Below are 13,577 nucleotides of genomic sequence, written 5' to 3' on the forward strand. Positions count from 1 at the left end.
ATGGAACAGGGAAATTTTTCTGTGGGGCTGGATATAGGAACCACCAAAATAGTGGCCATCATTGGGCAGGAGAACGAATATGGTAAAATTGAGGTACTTGGGATCGGGAGATCCAAAAGCCTGGGTGTACACCGGGGAGTAGTAAACAACATTACCCAGACGATCCGGTCCATACAGCAGGCTGTGGAAATGGCTGAAGCCGATGCCGGCCTGAAGATTGGTTCTGTTGTTGTTGGCATTGCCGGACAGCACATCCGGAGCCTTCAGCACAGTGATTACATCACCCGCCCGAATTCTGAAGAGGTTATAAGCGAGGAAGATCTCGAAAAGCTTTGCAACCAGGTATACAAGCTGGTCATGCTGCCCGGGGAAGAGATTATACATGTACTACCCCAGGAATACAAGGTAGATGGTCAAGCCGAAATCAAAGAACCTATTGGTATGTATGGCGGGCGCCTGGAAGCCAACTTCCATGTGGTGGTAGGGCAGGTTTCTTCTATCAAAAACATTGGTCGTTGCATCAAAAGCGCAGGACTGGACCTGGGCAATATTACCCTGGAACCCCTGGCTTCTTCAGATGCAGTGCTTAGTCAGGAAGAGAAGGAAGCAGGAGTTGCCCTTATTGATATAGGGGGCGGAACCACTGACCTGGCCATTTTTAAGGATGGAATTATCCGGCATACTGCTGTAATCCCTTTTGGTGGTAATGTGATTACAGAAGACATCAAAGAAGGCTGTTCTATAATCGAAAAACAGGCCGAATTGCTCAAGATCAAATTTGGCTCTGCATGGCCTGGGGAAAACAAGGACAACGAGATTGTCTCTATACCGGGATTGAGAGGCAGGGAACCCAAGGAAATTACCCTTAAGAACCTTTCCAAGATTATCCATGCAAGGGTAGTGGAGATCGTGGAGCAGGTATACCTGGAAATCAAGAACTACGGTCATGATGACCAGAAGAAAAAGCTTATCGCCGGCATCGTATTGACCGGTGGAGGAAGCCAGTTGAAACACCTTAAACAACTGGTAGAATACATCACAGGAATGGATACCCGTATTGGCTATCCGAATGAACATCTTGCAGGAGATTCCGACGAGGAAATAGCCAGTCCGCTTTACGCTACTGCAGTTGGCCTGTTGATGAATGCCATTGAGAATAAAGGTCGCATGGGTGCAACAAGCGAGGAAGAAATGAATATGGAAGAAGAAATGGTCCTGGAAGCTCACGATGACGGAGTCCTTGACCAGGCCAATGGAAAACCCAGGAAGTCCGTTTTCGAAAAATGGTCAGAAAAATTAAAGGATTTCCTTGACAACGCAGAATAAACCTACATAGAAGCAGATAATAACCAGTAATTAAAAAAATATGAGCAAGAGCACCGAATTTGATAGTATTTCCTTTGATCTTCCCAAAAATCAAAGCAACGTCATAAAAGTTATAGGCGTTGGAGGAGGTGGCAGCAATGCCATAAACCACATGTTCCAGGCCGGCATTAATGGAGTAGATTTTGTGATTTGCAATACGGATGCCCAGGCCCTGCAGAACAGTGCGGTCCCTACTAAGATCCAATTGGGCGTTTCACTTACAGAAGGTTTGGGAGCTGGTGCCAACCCTGAGGTTGGTGAACAGGCTGCCCTGGAGAGCATGGAGGAGATCAAGCAAATGCTCACTACAAACACAAAAATGGCTTTTATTACGGCTGGAATGGGAGGAGGTACCGGTACCGGTGCAGCCCCTATTATTGCCAAACAGGCCAAGGAAATGGATATCCTCACTGTGGGAATTGTAACCATGCCCTTCCAGTTTGAAGGCAGGAACCGTTGCAAGCAGGCACAGCAGGGTATAGAAAGGCTGCGCGCGAATGTGGATTCCCTGATTGTGATCAATAACAACAAATTGCGGGAAGTTTACGGAAACCTTGGTTTTAAAGCAGGTTTCTCCAAGGCAGATGAGGTTTTAGCTACTGCTGCCCGGGGTATAGCCGAGGTTATTACCCACCACTACACCCAGAATATTGACTTGCGCGATGCCAAGACGGTGCTGGCCAACAGTGGCACTGCTATAATGGGGTCTGCAACGGCAACAGGATCTGCGCGGGCTCAGGAAGCTATTATGAAGGCGCTGGATTCTCCCCTGCTCAATGACAATAAAATCAACGGGGCCAAGAATGTACTCTTGCTCATTGTTTCTGGCGCCCAGGAGATAACCATTGATGAGATTGGAGAGATCAACGACCACATTCAGATCGAGGCTGGCCATGGTGCGAATATCATCATGGGTGTTGGGGAAGATGAAAACCTTGGCGATGCCATTGCAGTAACGGTAATTGCCACTGGTTTCAATGTGGATCAGCAAAATGATATAGTCAACACCGAGACCAAAAAGATTATCCATACACTGGAGGACGACCAGAAAGCCGAGCAGAATTGGGAACAGGAGGAAAAGGTTGTGCATACACTGGAAACTGAACCGGAAGATGAGGTTTTTGAGCCCGTGATTAAGCACGAGCTGATGGAAGAGGATCAGTTTATGGAGCTTATCCCAACGACGAATTATATCAGAAATTTCAACGTTTTCTACGAAGAAGTAATTGCTGAGGGAGTTTCCGAAGACGAATTCCTGATCATTGATGCCAATCAGAAGCTTCGCAATATGGAGGTTATCGATGCAGAAGTGGTATCGGCTAAGCCGGTTGATGAAGACCAGATGGCCTTTAGTTTTGAATTGCCACTGAGCGAACAATCAGATGAGGAAGAACAGAACGAAAACGTGATAACCTTTAACCTGGATGATGAGGTAAGGGATATTGATATACAGGAGCATATAGAGGTAATCCCGGTTCTCGATTACAAAAAGGAAGGGGAAACCCGATACAGTTTGGAGGATTATATGGAGCTGGAAAGCAAGCTTACCGGGGCCAAATCCAAGGCGGAGGAGTTTGAGCCCAAAATTGTTGAGGACGAGCTGGTATTTGAGAAGAAAACATTGCCACCAACGGAAGAAGAAAAACCGAAACAACAGGAGGTGGATCCAATCAACAGTTCCATAGAAGATATGCTTCGCGAGCGTGCTGATGAACGAAGGAGGAAACTCAAGGACTTTAATTATAAGTTTCAGAACAATCTGAGCAATATTGACGAAATAGAAAAGGAACCTGCCTACAAGCGCCAGGGGGTGGATCTGGATGAAAACCCAAAGGACGGCAAGGTTTCCAGGACAACATTGGGGGAAGACAGCAACGATGAAATCCAGTTGCGATCCAACAACTCCTTCTTACACGATAATGTGGATTAGTCTTTTTTTGTTAAACCATGATAAGCCCGGAAGCCTCACAGTTTTCGGGTTTATTTTTTAACTTTGAAGTCACCTTAAAAACAGGATGATATGGGATTGCAGCAACAGGTTATGCAGGAGATGAAGGCCGCCATGAAGGCCAAGGACACGGTGACATTGGAATCACTCCGGGCCATTAAATCGGCCCTTTTACTGGCACAAACCGAAAAAGGTGCTGGAGGGGAGATGACTGAGGCCGATGAGGTTAAACTGGTTCAGAAACTGGTAAAACAGCGAAAGGACAGTGCAGCCATTTACCACGAACAGGGCAGGGAAGATCTAGCTGCTCCGGAACTGGCACAGGCCGAAGTGATCTCTAAGTTCTTGCCGGAACAACTGACTGAGGAAGAAATTGAAAAAGTAGTAGTACAAACCATAGATGCCATTGGTGCCAGTGGTATGCAGGACATGGGCAGGGTAATGGGTATGGTAACCAAAGAACTTGCCGGGCAGGCCGATGGGAAAACCATATCTGCCATAGTTCGCAGCAAGCTGAGCTGATACAGTCAGCAAAAGAAAAATTAAGATACCAGCCTTAAGATTCAACGCATTTTATTGGTACAAGCAAGTAGTTTTTGTGTAAATTGCGCCCGCATTTAGGCCGCGTAGTTCAACTGGATAGAATATCAGATTTCGGCTCTGAGGGTTGGGGGTTCGAATCCTCCCGCGGTCACATAAAGCAGAAAATCCATCACTGAATGTGATGGATTTTTCTTTTACGCAGAACGAAAAACTTGTTTTATCGTTCGAAGTAAAAGAGAAATAAACGGCGTAGCCGTTGGATTTTCTATTTTCAGCAGCGAGCGCATTGAGGATCATGTAGTTAACCCTCTGTCAGCTGGCTTCTTTTGTTGTTTTCAACGCGGAGCGTTATAGGGCACCGTCTGCATCAAGCCAAATGAAACCTCTTTAAATCAACTTATGTCCGCGAAACTCAGGGTATAAAATGCTATTTTAGAGAGCATATAACAAGATGGCCACCAACAAAACATGAAAATCATAATGAAATTTCACATTAAAGTGCTATTGCTATCAGTTCTTCTCGTAGCTTGTAAAGAGCAAAATCAATTTGACATAGAGAAGGGGACAAAAGAAATTTTAAAAGTGCACAACTTGCAAAGAGATTATCACTTTAATAAAGATTCAATTTCTTTTGCCAATCAATTTTCTGAAAATTTTGTTTCAATTAACAACGGTATTATTTCACGACCTAAAAAAAGTGAAACCATATCAAGGTACAATAGCTATTTTTTGTCAGTGGATTTTATCAGGTGGGATGATGTAACTGAACCAATCATCTTATTTTCAGATGATGGGACACTCGCTTACGCCATAGTGGATAAAATTGTAAAGGTTACTTACAAAGGTGAAACAGGAGAGAAAGTTGAAAGAGAGACTCGTTTTGCCTGGACTACAATTTACAGGAAATACGGAGATGAATGGAAAATCGACTGTGTAACATCGACCAGTAAACCTATCAATTCTTAGTGTTAACACGCATTAATAAATCAATTATGAACCCTCCAAAAAGAACCTTGTTCCTGTTTGCCTTTACAATATTTATCAATATTGTTTATGGCCAATGGCCTATGTCTAACGATACCGGATTTAATTCAGATGTAGCGGAACCAACTTATGCGAGAGGGGAAGGACCAAAAATACTTCTCGATGGTGCGCATCACAACTTTTTTATTCAATGGGATTTTTTTGTGCCTTTCTCTGATTTGGCAACAGCAGACGGATATCAAACAATAGTTGACAGCTTAAATTTTACACCGGATTATTTAGAGCGCTTTGATATTGTTATGATTATTACAGCGCTTCCGTTCGATTTCACAACTAAAAATGAAGTTACTGACGAAAGTACTTTCTCAGAAGAAGAGCTAAATAGTTTGTATGATTGGGTTAATAAGGGTGGTTCGCTTTTAGTTTTTAGTGAACATGCGCCATTTGACCAGGCCATAAATCCATTGCTGAATAAATTTGGTATAACTTCAAGTGTTGGTACTACAATAGACACTACCTTTTATGATAAGGACATCGGTAGGACAGGATGGATTGAATTTTCAAGGAAAAATGGATTGCTAAATGGTGAACACCCAATCACTCAGGGCAGAAACCCATCGGCCCGTATAAAGCGTCTGCTCACTTTTGGGGGTAGCGGACTTTCAGGTGAGGGTTATTCGAATATTTTGAAATTGTCAGAGTCATCTGAAAATGTAATGCATTCGACGGGGGTTGGCCCTGTCGGTAAGGGAAATTCACAAGGGCTTGCAGGGACAGTCGGGAAAGGGAAAGTTGTAGCGTTCGGAGACTCCAATGGATTTACAGCTATGGTTTTTGATTTGGGAGATGGAATTAAACAAGCTGCCGGAATGAACCTTAAAGGATATGACTGGAAACAATTTGTACTGAATACTTTATATTGGCTTTCAGAGAAATAGAGAATCCTCTGTTAACCAGCCTTACACGAACTATTTTGCTTCATTCCCAATAGCTCCCGATAATTATCGGGACGGGACAAATCGTTAACCAATGATAAAATTCTTTAGATTATCGAAACACCATTTTGCAAGGCAAAATCAAAGGTCTGGTAGACCTTTGGTTGAGATACCCACTTGCGGAAAAATTCAAACATGCGCCTTATGATAAAGTTTTTCAGAAGAATTAGGCAGCAACTACTTACTGAAAACAATTTCAGAAAGTATATGATTTATGCAATCGGAGAAATCATTCTTGTCGTTATCGGAATTTTAATTGCACTTCAAATAAATAATTGGAATGAAGGCAGAAAAGAATTCAGAAAGTCTAAAGCGCTATTAGAAGAGTTTAGAAGAGACCTTGCTAGAGATACAATAGAAAGTAATCTCGTTATGGGTAAATTAGCACGTCGGATAAAAATTGAATCGTGGGCGCTTAATTTAACTTCTTATAACCCCAGGCAATTAGATAGCTTGGAACTTGTCTTTTTTAGTCCGTATTATCAACTATCAATGACCGCCAGAACATTTAATAAACTACAGAATTCTGAAAACCCCAATCTCTCTGGTTTTGAAAATTTACAAAACAATCTCACGAAATATTACACCGACACTAAATATCTTTTAGATGCCTACAATGAAGAGGAGAAACATTACGCATTTTACAGTGAAATAAACCAGGTCATTCGTGAAAAATCAGAAATATATCTAAGCGGTTTTCCAATGTTACCTTTTGGAAAAGAACAGTCTGATAACCTGATTGCCTTTGCTCAGAGTATTGAAGGAAGAAACTATATAAAAGAAAATCATATTCACAGAAAGGGTATGATAAAATACGCCAAGAGAGTAAAAAAAGAAGCTCAGGAATTGATACAGCAAATAAATACTGGCTTGGAAGTGGAAAAATAGCGAAAGCACAACAAGGTATATAAGCCATTAAAACGGCTCATATACTAGAACGTTAGCAACAGTTTAAAATTAATAAAACTGAATTATTCCAGACAAGATTACTAGTGACTCCTTGATACTTTTCTTTGACAGGAACATTGCGCTGATAAAAGCACTGCATGGCAAACTGATCCCAAATTAGAAATGAATATTTTCAAATCATAATTCGTGTAAAATTTCCGTTCGTTTAATCCTGTCAGGGTAAGAATGATGAATTAATCAGTCCCAACAAAATTGGCCCTTCCAAAAAATCTTCTATTCACGAAGTTATTGAGATTGGAACCAAACCGATAATTAAATCCAAATCTGGTATCGATGATATAAGCTGAGGGCAGCGTGACCCTCCCGCTCAAAATATCCTGTTCAGTGAAGTCTCCGGATGCAAGGTAAATCTGATCCTTTACGTAGTTGCCTTCTGCCCTTACATAAAAAGATAAATTCCCGGTTACGCGGACGTCTGCCCTGATATTCAAACCTGTGGACCAGGAGCTAAAATCATCCAGATAATTCCTCAGACGATATCCCACCTCGAGGCTTCCCCAACGTTTATTTAGTCCCAGGCTGGCTCTCAAACTATGGAGGACCCTGGTTTCTTTAAGAAAACCGCTAATCGTTTCTTCGACATATTGATTATTCCTGAGTTCAACCCCGTAGTTCACTCTTAGAAATTTGGAATTCTGTACGGCTTCCGGGAAAAAATTGTACTCTACTGCCGGTCTGAAGCTGGTCTGAAACTGATAATTAAGTCGGGTGTTCTGACGACCTGCAATATCATATCCATAAGACCATTGGGGAGAAATAGATTTCACGAGCTGATGACTAAATCCAAATTCTGATACATCAAAATTATTCACAACGTCATCGATGATCTGGTTACCCTCTTCATCAAGAACCGGATCGCCATTGTCGTCAACTCTTGGCACTTTTTGAATGGTTCTTCTCAGCCTCTCATCAATTCTCCCGGATAGTGATATTTTCCACTTATCCGTTATACGGTTAATGTTGATGTCTCCACCTATATTGATTTCACTGCTCAATTCCTCTAATTCAATGTTGGCATCACTCCCCACATTAAAAACCCAGTAATTCCAGGGATCAACGCTTTCCTGTATTGAATCTTCCCGAATGCCAGAGTCAATCTTCATATTGATTGCGATCTCCTCGCCCGCTTTGGTTTTCGCAACGTACGGTGCTAAACCTAATTTGATAAACCGGGTTAGTTTTGCCCGTACTTCAAAGTCTGTGTCAATCTGTTTATTATCTACAAGGAGCGTGTCTGTTCTTCCCGCATGAATGCCTTGCTGACCAATAAAAATGAGTTGATATTGTCTTCCCCCTCCACCAGATCTGTTTCTGTTAATCAGCAGAAAGACATCGGCCTTTTGATTATCCCTGTAGAAGTCTACAGCCGTAATTTCCGTTCTGATATAATCTAAATCACAGCCGCCATCCCACCGTTCACAACCATCGATGAACACCCGGAGTTTATTGGGAGGGCTGTATTTATCACTTAATGTTTGACTGATCGCAGAAGGATGAAAAGAAAGAAATGCCAGAATCAATAAAAGTCGTATTATTCTCATTTGATCAGTGTTAATTCAAGTTGCCAGCACTCTTGAGCGCTATAGTAGATGAAAGTTGTGAACTTTAAAATCCCGCTTTACCGTAATCTTTTGAAAAGAAGTGAATTTTTTAAATGATAAAGCAGGAAAATGACAGTCTATTTTTTTACCACCAGCAAAAGTACACAAAAGCCTTTTGTGTATGGCATGTAAACACTAAAATCACGTACGAAGTAAAGCAAAGAATGCCGCTAACAAAGAGCTATAATTCATAGTTACATTAAAAGGTTGCCCTGCAATGTGAATTAGAAGTAATGCCTCCAATGGAATACCAGTTTCATTCCCAGATACCAGATTTCTTCAAGGGCGACAACTTCACCTGATTGCGGAACCAGGGTTCTTTCCCTCCACGGAACATCTACCCCGAATGAAAATTGAAACTTCAACATGGCACTCTGTGTGTTTGAAAATGCCCTTGTTGGTTGATACTCTAAAAAAGGAAAGTCCCATTTGGTAGACCTGTAACCCACCAGGAAGAATTCGCTGAAATTACTGTTTGGAATAACGATAGACTCCTGAATGCGGCGTACACCGTAAAATGAGACACCTACTTCCCTTCCCAGTACAAACTGGAAGCGTCCAATAGGGGTTGAAATGCCGGATTGCCATGGGATAAGTCCGCCGTTTCCAGAGGTGACAGCCATGCGCTGAAGTGTTTTTGGAGAGGCCCATGAAAGGATGGGGGCAACGAGGATGAGATCGCCGGGTATTAGCCAGAACGGCATGCGCACACGTAAATTATAGGCAGACCTCCCAGGTATGGTGGAGGTAATGGTACTACCCTGGGATATACTTCCTGGATCAGTAAACTGGCTGGTGGTAGGCGAATCCTGCCGCCAACCCAACTGAAGAAAGGCCAAACCATCTCCAGCCTTGTTCATTACCCCATCGAGGCCGAGTCCCAAAACCAGGTTACCTTCGATACTCGCAATCAATGCCGATTCATTTTGGTTTGGACCGAAGCCACCCCCTAGCCAACCACTCTCCGTTGAAGACGAAACCCCGATAAACGGACCCATTTCGGTACGAAAACGTGGTAATTGACCCAGACCCTCTGTAAGGCTCGGTATTGGTGTGCTCATTAATACTTCACCTAGCAGGTCCATATCAAACAATACCTCTGGCATATAGTTGTTTGAGCAAACGCTGAACATGTCAGGTGAATTCCCCATGTTTTTTAATGGCATCAACACCTCAGCTTCAGGTTGTCCCATGGCGTGGCATAATTGCTCTAAACTTATTTGTACCGCTTTAGCGACGACCAAAGCATCTTCAGGGCGCATATAGGCATCACCCATGAGCAACAAGGGTTGCCCATCCCAGGTTTCAACCTCCAGTCCAGCCTCATTGTAGTGATCATGAGTTCCTTTGCGCTGAGCCGCATTTCCCCAGGTGCCGACAACGTGACCGGCAGCATATGAATCCTGCAGGAAATGCAGGGCGAAGGCCTCATTGGCCAGCGCCGCCAGAAGGATGGCTGACCGGACTTCCTGAGTAAGGTCCGGCATTCTTGACTGCATTACTCGTTCCATTGCTTTGGTGTGGAAATATGCATAAGCACCCAGGCCATTTAGGGGAGCACCTTCCTCCAGGGATTTCCTGAAATAATCTTTGGAGGTTCCTTCTATGGTATTCCTTGCAAGAAGAAAGTGCACATTGTTAGTTCCTGCCCGGGTAGCATAATCCATATCCGCGCGTTGGAGTCTTATGTCGGAATTTCGGATTGCATTTATGGTTTGATCCGGACGTTTGGCTTTGTCGAGATCTTCCTGCAATCTTGTCGCAATATGATCTACGCGCAGTATCCAGTCGCTTAAAAGAATAATATCCACCATCTGTTCCGGCGAACAGCTGTGGTCCCCGGCAATAGCAGGCCAGGATGCCAGGTCCAGTACCTGAGAATTCAAACCGTGCTGAGGGTTAATAATTGATGCTGAAAGGCGACCCTCATGGCCAATCCGGACTTGTGCCCACATGTTCTCAAGGATCCTTCGGTATTCAGGTCTTAATTGCTGAATTGCTAATACCGAGATTCGCCTGTGCTCGGGATAGACCCAGGCCTTAACGGGGAGCGAGAAAATCAATACAAAGATACATAGAAGCCAGCGCGCCATAAGGATGGGATAAAATACTGTTCTCTTTAAAGGTAACAATTTATGATAAAGAGATTCCTACTGCAAGGTTTGGGCCTCCCTCCTGCAGGTCTTCGTTCCCGCCCATGTTTCTGGCAGGTTCGGGTAAGGTTTACTATCTTAGGTAAAACAAATCTGGTCCGCTGGGGCTAGCCCACTCAAGCACCACCCCATAGGCAGGGCCGTAATACTTCAATACTTCTTCGCCAGGGCTTCGAAGTAGGAACTATAACCAACCTAACCCATGATAAAATTCTTTCGTAAAATTCGATACGACCTTATGGAAAAAAATAAAACAGGTAAGTACCTCAAATATGCTATTGGTGAAATTGTACTTGTGGTTATTGGAATTCTAATTGCACTTTCCATCAATAACTGGAATGAATCAAGAATAGATAGAATATCAGAACAGGCAATTTTAAAGCAACTCAAATCAGAATTCAATAGTAATCTCACGCAATTGGATGAAAAAATTGGAATCAGAAACTATATGATGAATTCTGCTATTCAATTATTGAATTATATAGATAACCCGGGCATCAGAAATATTGATAGTGTAGAAATGCATTTGGCAAAAACTATACCTTATACCACCTTCGACCCGATCATAAATGATTTAGCCACCTCGGGAAATCTAAGATTAATTAGAAATGATAGTTTAAAGGCATTACTATCAATGTGGACCAGTGAAATTGTCCAGGTTACGGAAGGCGAACAAACTTGGGCTAAATACAGAAATGAAATTTACATTCCATTTTTAATAAAAAATTATCAGGTTAGATCACTTCGAAATAAAGCTATGAAAACTGATCTGTTATACACATTCTTGATTAACCAGGAAAACAGAGCTTCAGAAATAAATGATATAGGAAATTCAAAACACTTTTCTGATATTAATATTCTACTGGATAATCCGGATTATGAAGATCATCTCGTAAGGTGCATTACAACTAATAGAAATACACAACAACAAGCATTTATTTTAAGAGATAGAATTATAGAAATATTGGATATTTTGAATAAAGAAATAAAATAACGAAAGAACAACAAGGAAAATCCATAGCTATACCCCTTTAAATTGAGAATAATTCTCCTCATAAATTAAATTAATTCCCAGTCGGAAAAATAACTACCTTACAGTTGGCTTCGAAGCCATGCACAAATTCCTTCTTGGCAATTTTAAATAAATAAGAGTATGCAACGACCAACCATTCCTTCAATTATCCTTGTTACCCTGATGATAACCTTGCTTGGGCCTGATTTATACGGTCAGAATTTAGGTGATGACATCTCCGTTCCTCCTTCACCCTATCCGATCAGTGATGACGCTTTTACCGTATCCACTCTGGCGGAAGGCTTCTCCGTTCCTTACGGGATAGCTATCGTGGATGATGAGGAGTACTTCATTTCAGACAGGATCGGGAAATTATTCCACTTCCGGGACGGAACCCTTACCGAGATTGACGGGGTACCCCGGGTTGGCTTGGCAAAACTCGGGGAGGTCATTTTTTTAGGGGGAATGATGGACCTGAGCCTGCACCCCAATTATGCCACCAACAAATGGCTGTATATGGCCTACGTATCCGATGATGGGTTATCGAAAGTAGCCCGGTGTAAAATAGAAAATAATGCCATTGCCCAGTTTGAGATCCTGTTTACCACACAGCACCAAACCCTTGTCGGTAACGGCCTTCGGATGGTCTGGGAAGATGACCAGCATTTCTTCCTGAATATCGGGGGTACCAGTTTTTCAACCAGATCCCATCCCATCCTCGTTTCCCAGGATTTGCATTCCGAGGGGGGAAAGATCCACCGATTGATGGATGATGGCAGCGTCCCGGAGGACAACCCGGTCTTTGAAGGGTTTACATCTCCCTCCTCCATTTGGAGTTATGGCCACAGGGATGTACAGGGGTTGCAATACAATAAAGCACTGAAAGAACTCGTAGGTGTGGAGCACGGGCCCAAGGGGGGCGATGAATTCAATGTGATCGAAAAGGGAAAAAATTATGGATGGCCCCTTTATTCTTTTGGCACCGATTATACCGGTGAGCCTGTCTCCCTGATTTCCAAAGATTCCGCGGCCGTATTCACGGTCTTCCCTGAATACTACTGGACCGTTCCCACGGACGATGGAGGCCAGGCCATCGGGCCGGCCTGTTTGTTGAAAGTTGAGGGAAGCAATATTGCAGACTGGAATGATTATTACCTGATGGGATCCCTTTCTTTTAAGCGGCTTTTGAAATACGACAGGGCTACCCAACAGACCTATGGCCTGACCGTTGAAGGACGGGTAAGAACCATTAAACAGCTGCCAGGAGGTGATATTATCGCTTTGGTAGAACGCAGCAATACGGGGGTATCCAACGGAAAAATTATTAGAATCTCCAGGTAAATCACCGGCAACATCTGCAGCCTGTGGGGTTTAAGATACCACCCCGGTCCGTATCGCATTGGATTAAACCAACAACTATGAGATATCGAAAGGTTTCTAAACACTTTTATATTATCGTTCTAATTTTTATGTGTAATTGGGTTTTCGGTCAAAACCTAAAGAGGGAAAAGATGGAACAACTGAACTTCCTTGTAGGAGAATGGGTGGGTACAACCAAAGTCTATAAAAATGGACAGGTTGCCAAAGAAGGTGCTGCCTACGAAAAGATCTCCTACGATCTGGACAGGAATATTTTGGTAATCGAGTTGAATACCGAGTTTTTACAACTCCGTACCATAATCAATTACAATGAAAAAGACCAAAAATATTATTACCATCGTTTTTCAAAAGAAGGTGCAGCGGTATATCCTGCAGAATTTAAGGATGGACAACTCATTGTATGGAAGGATGAAAAAACGAGATTTTTTTTCACAAAAACTCCGAGTGGAGGCTTTCAGGAATATGGGGAACAACTAGTGAACGGGGAATGGATAAGAACTTTTGAAGATACTTTCATCAATACACAGTAACCACTAAACCTAACATTATAAATACTTCTCATCCTTCCCTTTGGTAGGGACACCGTATCCATTTCCCGTGATGGACCATAACAAGAAGCATTGATAT

The 13,577-nt window shown here is 42.7% G+C and carries 11 protein-coding genes and 1 tRNA gene; 10 read left to right on the forward strand and 2 right to left on the reverse strand.

The genetic code is table 11. The annotated features are described in order from the left end of the window. The 7 genes from ftsA (at nucleotide 1) to OO016_RS06165 (ending at nucleotide 6,723) form a co-directional block, all read left to right on the forward strand. Complete coding sequence (gene ftsA, locus OO016_RS06135) at nucleotides 1-1,326, forward strand: cell division protein FtsA (RefSeq protein ID WP_266011973.1); 1,326 nt, start codon at nucleotides 1-3, stop codon at nucleotides 1,324-1,326. 40 nt (nucleotides 1,327-1,366) lie between these two features. Further along, the gene (ftsZ, locus tag OO016_RS06140; RefSeq protein WP_266011655.1) at nucleotides 1,367-3,295 is read left to right on the forward strand and encodes a cell division protein FtsZ; all 1,929 of its coding nucleotides are present in this window, start codon (nucleotides 1,367-1,369) and stop codon (nucleotides 3,293-3,295) included. A 90-nt stretch (nucleotides 3,296-3,385) separates the two neighbouring features. Further along, complete coding sequence (locus OO016_RS06145) at nucleotides 3,386-3,835, forward strand: GatB/YqeY domain-containing protein (protein ID WP_266011657.1); 450 nt, start codon at nucleotides 3,386-3,388, stop codon at nucleotides 3,833-3,835. Nucleotides 3,836-3,933: 98 nt separating this feature from the next. Next, nucleotides 3,934-4,007, forward strand: a tRNA-Arg gene (locus tag OO016_RS06150). Nucleotides 4,008-4,336: 329 nt separating this feature from the next. Next, a complete protein-coding gene (locus tag OO016_RS06155; protein ID WP_266011659.1) occupies nucleotides 4,337-4,822 on the forward strand; it encodes a nuclear transport factor 2 family protein in 486 nt (161 codons plus the stop codon). 26 nt (nucleotides 4,823-4,848) lie between these two features. Continuing rightward, the gene (locus OO016_RS06160) at nucleotides 4,849-5,778 is read left to right on the forward strand and encodes a hypothetical protein (RefSeq protein ID WP_266011661.1); all 930 of its coding nucleotides are present in this window, start codon (nucleotides 4,849-4,851) and stop codon (nucleotides 5,776-5,778) included. 201 nt (nucleotides 5,779-5,979) lie between these two features. Then, nucleotides 5,980-6,723, forward strand: coding sequence for a DUF6090 family protein (locus OO016_RS06165; RefSeq protein ID WP_266011662.1), 744 nt, complete (start codon nucleotides 5,980-5,982; stop codon nucleotides 6,721-6,723). Between the two features lie 254 nt (nucleotides 6,724-6,977). Here OO016_RS06165 and OO016_RS06170 read toward each other — a convergent pair whose 3' ends face one another. Both OO016_RS06170 and OO016_RS06175 read right to left on the reverse strand, forming a co-directional pair. Further along, nucleotides 6,978-8,345, reverse strand: coding sequence for a hypothetical protein (locus OO016_RS06170; RefSeq protein WP_266011664.1), 1,368 nt, complete (start codon nucleotides 8,343-8,345; stop codon nucleotides 6,978-6,980). 284 nt (nucleotides 8,346-8,629) lie between these two features. Next, nucleotides 8,630-10,498: a hypothetical protein gene (locus tag OO016_RS06175; RefSeq protein ID WP_266011665.1), complete on the reverse strand. Its 1,869-nt coding sequence runs from the start codon at nucleotides 10,496-10,498 to the stop codon at nucleotides 8,630-8,632. A 298-nt stretch (nucleotides 10,499-10,796) separates the two neighbouring features. Here OO016_RS06175 and OO016_RS06180 point away from each other — a divergent pair, with 298 nt between their 5' ends. The 3 genes from OO016_RS06180 to OO016_RS06190 all read left to right on the forward strand — a co-directional run bounded on the left by OO016_RS06180 (nucleotide 10,797) and on the right by OO016_RS06190 (nucleotide 13,480). After that, nucleotides 10,797-11,552 (forward strand): DUF6090 family protein, encoded by a 756-nt coding sequence (locus tag OO016_RS06180; RefSeq protein ID WP_266011667.1) that lies wholly within the window; start codon nucleotides 10,797-10,799, stop codon nucleotides 11,550-11,552. A 159-nt stretch (nucleotides 11,553-11,711) separates the two neighbouring features. After that, a complete protein-coding gene (locus tag OO016_RS06185; protein WP_266011668.1) occupies nucleotides 11,712-12,911 on the forward strand; it encodes a PQQ-dependent sugar dehydrogenase in 1,200 nt (399 codons plus the stop codon). Between the two features lie 170 nt (nucleotides 12,912-13,081). Further along, the gene (locus tag OO016_RS06190) at nucleotides 13,082-13,480 is read left to right on the forward strand and encodes a hypothetical protein (protein ID WP_266011669.1); all 399 of its coding nucleotides are present in this window, start codon (nucleotides 13,082-13,084) and stop codon (nucleotides 13,478-13,480) included. Nucleotides 13,481-13,577 lie beyond the last annotated feature (97 nt).

This window comes from Lentiprolixibacter aurantiacus (assembly GCF_026241225.1).
Classification (GTDB): domain Bacteria; phylum Bacteroidota; class Bacteroidia; order Flavobacteriales; family Flavobacteriaceae; genus Lentiprolixibacter; species Lentiprolixibacter aurantiacus.